Source organism: Bathymodiolus azoricus thioautotrophic gill symbiont (assembly GCF_001298715.1).
Lineage (GTDB): Bacteria > Pseudomonadota > Gammaproteobacteria > PS1 > Pseudothioglobaceae > Thiodubiliella.
The window spans coordinates 1-2,161 of sequence record NZ_CDSC02000217.1 but is presented as its reverse complement, the minus strand read 5'-3'; the positions used below and the strand labels follow the sequence as shown (position 1 = coordinate 2,161).

At 31.0% G+C, this 2,161-nt stretch carries 3 protein-coding genes; all 3 read left to right on the top strand.

Annotation, left to right across the window (positions count from 1 at the left end):
* The first annotated feature begins 51 nt into the window (after nt 1-51).
* On the top strand, nt 52-294 hold the full coding sequence (locus tag BAZSYMA_RS04180; RefSeq protein WP_090715926.1) for an antitoxin: 243 nt from the start codon (nt 52-54) through the stop codon (nt 292-294).
* Nucleotides 287-691 carry a type II toxin-antitoxin system tRNA(fMet)-specific endonuclease VapC gene (vapC, locus tag BAZSYMA_RS04175; RefSeq protein WP_337925529.1) on the top strand — a complete coding sequence of 135 codons (405 nt, stop codon included), beginning with the start codon at nt 287-289 and terminating at the stop codon, nt 689-691. Before BAZSYMA_RS04180 ends, vapC begins: the two co-directional genes overlap by 8 nt.
* A gap of 9 nt (nt 692-700) precedes the next feature.
* Nucleotides 701-2,161, top strand: a 1,461-nt coding sequence (locus BAZSYMA_RS04170) for an AAA domain-containing protein (protein ID WP_143243094.1), incomplete at its 3' end; no start/stop codon positions are given.

The window sequence follows — 2,161 nt, the reverse complement described above, 5'->3', positions numbered from 1 at the left end:
GATGCAACAGTGTATACTTAATTGTATATATTTTTTAGGAGTCATTATGTTATGTTAGCAAAAGTATTTAAATCAGGAAATTCCCAAGCCGTTCGCCTGCCAAAAGCTTTGCGTTTTGATGTGAATGAGGTTGATATTACTAAAGACGGCGATAATTTAATCATTAAACCTGTTAAACAAAAGCAGTCCAGCGTTGTCGACGCTTTTGTTGCTTTGATGGCTATGCCAGATGATTTTATGATAGATGGAAGGGGTGATACGCCAGCGATAGAAAGAGAAAATCTTGATGATTGATTATATTCTAGATACTAATATTTGTATCTATGTCGTTAAGAAAAAACCAATAACAGCATTTAGTCGCTTTTCTCATATTCCATCTTGCCATATGGCTATTTCTGTCATTACATATGGTGAGTTATTATATGGTGCAAACAAAAGTCAATATCGTCATAAATCATTATCTGTTTTAAATAATTTTATTGCGCTAACTCAAGTCATACAGATTGATAAAAATGTCGCAAAACATTATGGAGAAATTAAAGCTGATTTGTCTAAAAAAGGTCAAATTATTAGCGATAACGATCTTTGGATTGCCGCTCATGTACGCAGTTTAGATGCCACACTAGTTAGCAATAATCTTAAGGAGTTTGAGCGCGTCCAAGGGCTAAAAACTGAGAATTGGGTTGAATAATAAAACATTATGGAGCAATATTTACAACTATTTAGGTATTTAAAAGGATTTGCTGAATTACGTAGTAAAGCAATTAATAATATTGCTTCCTCTAAGCAATATGATTATGTTTTTCTTGACGCTATTCCTAATAATAATCTTTTTTACAATACCGTTAAAACAGATGATAAAAAAGATTTTTGGTTAAAACTTGAAAAACCAGAAAAGCCACAAGAGCCTATAAAACCACAGATAAAAACACCCAAGGAGTTAATCCGCTGGTTTGAAGATTTATATGATAAAGACAATGAGCCTGTTATAAAAACAGAAATAGAACATAATGAAGTAACTCTGTTTTTAGATGATAAGCCAGAACTTAGAGAAAAATTAAGCAATTATATCAACAACCAATGGTCAGAGGACATATTACAATATCAAGAAAAACAGCAACAGCAAAAAGAAAGATACGACAAGCAATCAATTGAATACAAAAAATTATATGAACTTTATCAGAAATTTTTTAAATTTTACGAAGAATTAAAAAATAATAGCGAAACTCATGAATTAGTTATTGCTATTGGTTTGTTCAATCACCAACAAAATAACGATACCCAAAAATATTATCGTCATCTTATCATTCAAATTGCCGATATTGAATACAGTAATGCCACTATCACAGTTAAGACAAGCAATGAGAATCCAGAAGTTGAAGATGAGTTTATTCCAAAAGAGTTTGACAACAATAGCATTCAGGAGGCTAAGAAAATTTTTAAACAAGCTGTTGATGATAAGCAGAATGATGATATAGATTTATTAGATATAAAAAGTGCAAACAAGATTGTTAAAAACTTTTCAGATGGTATTGGCGTAGAGCAATATTATGATCAAATATCTGAACCTATAACAACTAACTACACAAGCATTTCTTATGCTCCAGCACTAATTCTAAGAAAGAAAAACACCAGTAAACTTAGTAAAGCATATGAAGAGGTTATAAAAACTTTAGAAAATCAAGAACAGTCAAAAAGAATAAAACTTATTGATTGTTTGCTTGGTCAAAATAGTCAAGATAATGAAGTTAGAACTTTAAGCAACACAACAATAGAAACTATTTACTTTCCACATCCAGCCAACCAAGAGCAAAAAGAAATACTTGAAAAAATAAAGAAAAACAACGCCATTTTAGTGCAAGGGCCACCTGGAACAGGAAAATCACATACTATTGCTAATTTAATTTGTCACTTACTTGCAACAGGCAATAAAGTATTAGTAACTGCCCAAACTAAACGCGCTTTAGAAGTGTTAAAAGATAAGTTGCCTGATGAATACAAAAGTCTTGTAGTTAATTATTGGGGTAGTGACCAAACCTCCAAAGACGATTTAAGTAGTAGTGTTGAAGCGATTAAAAATAAATCAGAGAATTTTAATTACATTGATAAGACAAACGAATTAGACGAAGTTAAAAGAAATATTGCTAAAGATACTAATAAA